A 6,331-nucleotide genomic window follows, 5' to 3' on the forward strand; every position below is an offset into this window, starting at 1 on the left:
ATGCCGAGGATCAACGACGTCGGCGGGCTGGACGGGTTCGGGCCGGTCGTGGAGGAGCTCGACGAGCCGCCCTTCCACGCCGACTGGGAAGCGCACGTGCTCGCGATGAACCGGGCCCTGATCGGGCGCGACATCTACAACCTGGACGAGTTCCGGGACGCCGTCGAACGGACGATGTCGCACGAGTCGTCGTACTACGAGAACTGGTTCCGGGCGATCCAGACGCTGCTCAAGGAGAAAGGCGTTGTCTGAGCGCTATCGGACGGGCGATCGGGTACGGACGTCCACTGTGGACCCGGATCACCACACGCGGCTGCCGCACTACGCGCGCGGCCACGTCGGCACGGTGATCGGCAGCGACGGCGTGCATCCGCTGGCGGATCTGAGCGCGCAAGGAATCGAGCAGCCACAACAGGTGTACCTGGTGCGGTTCTCCGCACGCGAACTGTTCGGGCAGGGCGGCCACACGGTGACCCTGTCCCTCTGGGAGGACTACCTCAGCGATGAGTGACGACCACGACGACTCCCCGATCGCCGCACGCGTCCGGGAGCTGGAAGCGATCCTCGAGGAGAAGGGGCTGCTGGACGCGCGGGAACTGGACCAGGTGCTGGAAGCGTTCGCGCACAAAGCCTCACCGGCCAACGGTTTCCGGGTGGTCGCACGGGCGTGGGTGGACGACGGCTTCAGGACGCGGCTGCTGGAGAACGCGAACGAGGCGTTGCCCGAGCTCGGGTTGTCGATGGGCGGCGGGCTGCAGGTGCAACGGCTGCACGTCGTCGAGAACACCGCGCAGGTGCACAACGTGATCGTGTGCACGCTCTGCAGCTGCTATCCGCTCTCGCTGCTCGGACCGTCGCCGACCTGGTACAAGAGTCCGGCCTACCGGTCGAAGGTGGTCAGCCATCCGCGTGAGGTGCTGGAGCAGTTCGGGCTCACCCTGCCCGAGACCACCGAGATCCAGGTGTGGGACGCGAACGCCGAGTCGCGGTACATGGTCCTGCCGCGCCGGCCCGCGGACACCGAGAACCTGACCGAGGCCGAACTGGCCGCGAAGGTGACGCGCAACGGACTGATCGGCACCGCGGCGGTGTAGTTCGGCCGCGGTGCCGATCAACCGGAACTACAGCTTCTTCATGATGTCGTCGATCGCCTTGCCGAGCTGCGCGTACTTCTGCGTGTACAGCACGGGGAACACGCCGGGCGGGTCCGCCGGACGGTTCGCGTCGACGTAGTCGGTGCCCAGGTTGCAGAACACCACGACGATGTAGTTGCGGTTGTCCTTGCCGCGGAACGACTTCACGATGCCCGCGTCGGAACCGGTGGTGTCGACCCAGCCGGTCTTGTGCGCGAAGGTCACCTCGGCGGCCTCGTTGCACGGGCGGACGTCACGGTCGTAGACCGCGTCGCCGGCGGTCACCGTGCCGTCCGGCTTGATCCAGCGCGCCGGCACCTGCTGCGGGATGCCCTGCACCGGGTAGTCGCGGCCGCACCAGTTCGGCGTGGACAGCATCTCGTTGTGAGCTTGACCGGCCAGCGTCTCCTGGAAGAACTTCCGCGACGAGTACGACAGCTCGTTGCGGGTGATCGCCTTGCCCTGGTCGGTCGTCCACAGCACACCCGCGCCGCCGTTGACCAGCAGCAGGAGCTTCGCGGTGTCGAGGCCGCTCATGTTCGAGCCGAGCCACCGGCCGCCGTTGCCCGGCATGGTGTCGACGATCGTCAGCGTCGGCATGCCGAGGTCGACGAACGACTTGTTGACCTGGTCCCACGCCTTCAGGTCGTGGATCATCTTGATCAGCGCGCAGGTGGACTCGTTCTGCGACTTCGTGATCATCTCGTCGAAGTGCTGCCGGATCTTCTTGACCGTCGGCCCGCCGCACGCCTCGCGCACCGGGTTCGGGTCGTAGACGTAGTCCGCGTCGAGGTCGAGCTTGCCCTCGTCCGCGAGCCGCAGCACGCCGAAGCCCACCATCAGCTTCAGCACCGACGCCGGGTACGGCGACGAGAAGTCGATCGGCGCGTTCTCCCGGCCGGCCAGCACGTCGCGCGTGCCCTTGCCGCCGTTGACGTCCCACTCGGTGTCGTCCCACCAGCGGTACCGGACCTGGTCGGTGGACAGGCCCTTGTGCTTGACCGGCACGACGACGCCGTTCGGGTACTGCGGGCTGAGCAGCACGTTCGCCACCGTCGCGGGACGGCCCAGCGGGTCGAGCTCGATGATCGCCGCGTCCATGTTCGGCGTCTGGTGCAACGGCTTGCCCGCCGACACGGTCCGAGACTGCGCCCGCGCCTGCGCCTTCCGCATCAGCTCGGCCGGGCTCTGGTCGTACTTCTCCCGCTGACCGGCCGACCGCGCGGCGGTGGCGGTTTCCGGCGGGGTCAGGTCGATGACGTCCTTGAAGTTCTGCGCGACGATCGCCGCGCGCAGCCGCTCCGCCAACTTCTGGTGGGCGTCCTCAGAGGCCGCCGCCGGTGCCAGGGAGGCACCCGTCAGTGCGAGAGCAGCGCACAGCACAGTGAATCTCTTGAGCTTCATTCACTTCCCCAGTTTGAAGTGGATCTCGCCCGAGCGTACCGAGTTCAGCGAACCGGCTGCGCCGAGGGAGCGCTCTCCACCGACCGCACGGACCGCGAGGCCACCATCAACAGCGTCGCGGCCACCTGGATCGCCGCGCAGCCCAGCAGGGTCGCGGTGATCCCGGCGACCCCCGACACCGGACCGATCACCAGTTGTGCGAGCGGAACCGCCGCCATCGACCCGAGCATGTCGTAGGAGTAGACCCGCGCGAGCCGGTCCGCCGGCACGTGATGCTGCAGCGACGTCGCCCACGCCACCCCGAACTGTTCCATGCCCAGCCCGCACACGAAGGCCGCGACCATCAGCAGCCACGGCTCCGGGTACAGGGCCAGCGCCAGGGGCAGGCCCGCGAACGCCCCCACGCACGCCACGCCGGGCAGCAGCATCCGGCGCACCCTGATCCGCAGCGCGACGACAGCTCCGACGAGCATGCCCGCCGTCTGCGCGGCCAGCACGAATCCCCAGGTTTCCCGTCCGATCACGGTGTCCGCGAGGACCGGGCCGAGCACCATCGTGCCGCCGGCGTAGGCCGCGTTGACGAACGTGAAGGCCACGACCACCAGCCACACCCAGGTCCGCGACACGAACTCCGTCCAGCCGACGCGCAGTTCGGACAGCACACCGGGCTTGTGCTCGGCGGCGACACCAGCGGCGGGCACCCGCACGAACGAGAAGCACAGACCGGCCAGCGCGAACGACAGCGCGTCGACCGCGAGACCCCAGCCGGGGCCGACGAACGCGATCAGCAGGCCGCCCAGCGACGCACCCGCGATCATCGACGAGTTCAGGCCGAGGCGCAGCAACGCGTTGGCGCTCTGCCTCAGTTCGACGGGCACGGTCTGCGGGACGAGGGCCGCGGAGGCGGGGAACGAGAACGCGCTCGACATGCCGTTCACCACCGCCAGCACCACGAACGCCGCGATAGACACCGATCCGGTCAGCACCAGGACGGCGAGCAGTCCCTGGCTGAGCGCCGACACCGTGGACGACCCCACGAGCACGAACTGGCGGGGCAGACGGTCCGCCAGGACCCCGCCCCACAACAGGAACACCAGGTTCGCGATCGAGCGCGCCGCCACGACGACGCCGAGCGTGGTGACCGACTCCGTCACGTCCCGCACGGCGAACACCAGCGCGATCTGCGCCATCGCGCTGCCGGCCACGGTCGACACGCGGGCGCTGAGCAGCCAGCGAAAAGCAGGATGCGCCAACGGCGCGAGCGATTCCCCCATGAATCGCACCGTACCGCCGTGCTCAATGGAATTGCCGGGAGCCGCCCAGCCTGGGGACCGAGCGGCTCCCGGTTACCGCACCCTCGGGTGCGATGAGGCGATGACCACCGCGGCGGCGACGGTCACCAGGTTCTTCAGGATGTACTGGGCTTCGAACGACGCCTGCAGCGGACCGGCCCACATCTCACCGGGGAACAACACCAGCGGTGTCGACACCAGCACGACGTGACCGATCAGCAGGACCGCACACAATCGCGGTGCGCGGAAGCTCAGCAGAACCAGTGCGATCCCGATTTCCGTGATCGCGGCACTCAGTCGGGCCAAATCCCCGTGGATGATCCCGAACGTCAGCGCGGACACCGTGCGTTCGACGAGATCCTGGGCAGGGCTGCCACCGGGAAAGAGCTTCAGCACGCCGAACCAGAGGTACACGACCCCCAGTCCAATGCGCAGCAGCGGAATTCCGGACTCTCGCGCAAAACGAGTCAGGCGTTCTTCCGTGCTTTCGCGGCGTGTGGTTTCTGGACGCAACATCGATCTCCCTCTCCTGTCTGGCTGCCACCACCCAGCCAGACAGGAGGAGCGAGGGAGATCAGCTGCTGGGCTGTGCCGGAGGCTGCGGCGGGTCTCCGAGCGGGTTCAGCAGGTCGGCCTTGCCCTCGAAGGCGAACAGCAGCAGGTCGACCATGCGGAACGTGCTGGAGTCCGGCCCGAGCGTGGGCCGCCAGTACGGCGAGCGCACGATCGAGATCCGGCTGCCCTCGATGGCCCGGTGGAACACCTCGGCGGTGAGCCGGCCGCCCACGGGACCCATCAGGCCGTTGTTGGCCTCCGCCTCACGCAGCACGTAGAACCACAACGGCGTCGCCTCGACCAGCTGCGCCTTCTGCTCCTCGGTCAGCGAGTCCAGGTTCGCGCCACCGTTGCCGACCAGGATCTGCTCGGCGGTGAGCGGCTCGACCCCGAACAGCTCCGCGAGCTGCTGACCGGTGGCGAGTTCCATCATGTTCGCCCTGGTCAGGTTGCGGAACGCGAGGTTGCGCTGGATCTCCGGGAACTGCGTGCCGCGGCCGCCGAACGTGCCGGCCGGCAGCTGCCGCAGCGGGTCCACCAGCAGTGTGTCGATCCGCTTGGTGACGTTGCCGCCGCCGAACTCCGCCGGGGGCACCAGGTCGTCCCGGTCCGCCTCGGTGAAGTCGTAGAGGCGGCGGAAGTCCGCGATCCAGTTGCTGGGCAACGTGAAGACGGTGCCCCGGTTCACGTCGTCCAGGTCGGGCACGGCCGAGCTGGGGTCGAAGTTGCCCGAGGTGCCGGTGAACACGAACAGCAGGAACAGCGTTCCCGGCACGAGCCCGAGTCCTGGCACCGAGTTGAACACCCGGTTCCACTCGTACTGTTCGCGGACCATGCTGTGGCCGAGCCGGTAGGACGCGACCGAGAACTCGATCGGCATCGTCGGCGTGTTGCCGTGCCCGTAGTGCTTGCCGGGCACCTCGAAGAACTTGCGGCCGTTGGTGAAGACGTCGTCCACGATCGCCGGGTCGACGACGCGCGGAAGGAAGTCCGTCCTCAGCATCCACTGGTAGTGCCGCACCACGAGTTCCTTGGCGGCGCGGAACAGCCGGTCGCCCGTGAGGCCGGTGAGCGCGAGCTCGTCGACCACGCGGTTGTGGAACCGGATGAACGCCAGGTGGGTCTGCGCGATCACCAGGTTCTCGTCGTTGCGCGGGTCCGGGATCAGCGGCGCGCGCCGGTCCGCGGGCGTACCCGCCGTCCCACCGCGGCGCGGCAGGTCGAAGCCCTCCATCGGCGGGAACCCCGGTCCCGCCTCCGAGGTGATGCCCATCTTGAGCTTCACGCCGTCCTCGGAGTAGAAGACCTGGTCGTCCTTGTCGCGCGGACCGCGGCCGTAGACCGAGTCGAGGTCCAGCGCCGGCGAGCGGCCCTGCAGCAGCTCGTCCACGTTGACGTCCTGGCCGAGCTGCGACTCGGTGCGGTCCATCGTCAGGTCGTGGTCGACGAACTGACCGAGGTAGGTGAACCCCGCCGGCACGGCCGGGTCCGCCGAGTCGGGCTGGGCGCCGGACGGCGTCATCGCGTTCGCGAGCGCCTCGCGCAACGCCTCGTCCGTCCGCGGGCCCTTGGGCCCGAGTCGCGAGAACCGGAACCTGCGCAACTCCTCCGCCGTGGAGGGCTGACGCGTGGTGGCCTCACCTTCGCCGTCGAATTCCAGCACACCTTCGCCCACGACGAAGAAACTGTCGCGCACGTGCCTCTTCATATATCCCCCTGTATTTCCCCTGTGTCAGGCGACATGTTCTCCCCAACAAGCACCTGCCCCACCACCAGTCTCCAGATGGCGGAAATTACCGTCGAAGCTTTTGAGCACAACCAAAACGTGGTCACACAGCGGATACGAGGTGGTCCGGAATATCCGTGAAAACCGGCAGCTCGGCCATCTCGCCGGCGAAACTCTCAGCTGCGTCACAGTATGTCCTGGTATCCAGCACGTGCTGGATA

At 68.0% G+C, this 6,331-nt stretch carries 7 protein-coding genes; 3 read left to right on the forward strand and 4 right to left on the reverse strand.

All coding sequences use genetic code 11. The annotated features are described in order from the left end of the window. Genes B0F77_RS50690 through B0F77_RS08285 form a run of 3 tightly spaced genes read left to right on the forward strand, consistent with a single transcriptional unit; the run spans position 1 to position 1,094 of the window. Entirely contained in the window at positions 1–252 is a 252-nt protein-coding gene (locus B0F77_RS50690) for an SH3-like domain-containing protein (RefSeq protein ID WP_211293716.1), read from the forward strand. After that, entirely contained in the window at positions 245–511 is a 267-nt protein-coding gene (locus tag B0F77_RS50695; RefSeq protein ID WP_211293717.1) for an SH3-like domain-containing protein, read from the forward strand. The genes B0F77_RS50690 and B0F77_RS50695 overlap by 8 nt, the downstream gene beginning before the upstream one ends. Next, positions 504–1,094 carry a nitrile hydratase subunit alpha gene (locus tag B0F77_RS08285; protein ID WP_086662211.1) on the forward strand — a complete coding sequence of 197 codons (591 nt, stop codon included), beginning with the start codon at positions 504–506 and terminating at the stop codon, positions 1,092–1,094. The genes B0F77_RS50695 and B0F77_RS08285 overlap by 8 nt, the downstream gene beginning before the upstream one ends. Positions 1,095–1,121: 27 nt before the next feature. Here the strand turns inward: B0F77_RS08285 and B0F77_RS08290 are convergent, their stop codons facing one another. From B0F77_RS08290 to B0F77_RS08305, 4 genes are all read right to left on the reverse strand, one after another. Then, a complete protein-coding gene (locus tag B0F77_RS08290; RefSeq protein ID WP_086662212.1) occupies positions 1,122–2,537 on the reverse strand; it encodes a serine hydrolase in 1,416 nt (471 codons plus the stop codon). Between the two features lie 44 nt (positions 2,538–2,581). Beyond that, complete coding sequence (locus tag B0F77_RS08295; RefSeq protein WP_086662213.1) at positions 2,582–3,811, reverse strand: MFS transporter; 1,230 nt, start codon at positions 3,809–3,811, stop codon at positions 2,582–2,584. A gap of 72 nt (positions 3,812–3,883) precedes the next feature. Then, positions 3,884–4,243: a hypothetical protein gene (locus B0F77_RS08300; protein ID WP_086662214.1), complete on the reverse strand. Its 360-nt coding sequence runs from the start codon at positions 4,241–4,243 to the stop codon at positions 3,884–3,886. Between the two features lie 160 nt (positions 4,244–4,403). After that, the gene (locus B0F77_RS08305) at positions 4,404–6,092 is read right to left on the reverse strand and encodes a peroxidase family protein (protein WP_086662215.1); all 1,689 of its coding nucleotides are present in this window, start codon (positions 6,090–6,092) and stop codon (positions 4,404–4,406) included. Positions 6,093–6,331 lie beyond the last annotated feature (239 nt).

It is taken from the genome of Lentzea kentuckyensis (assembly GCF_002150765.1).
Classification (GTDB): Bacteria; Actinomycetota; Actinomycetes; order Mycobacteriales; family Pseudonocardiaceae; genus Lentzea; species Lentzea kentuckyensis.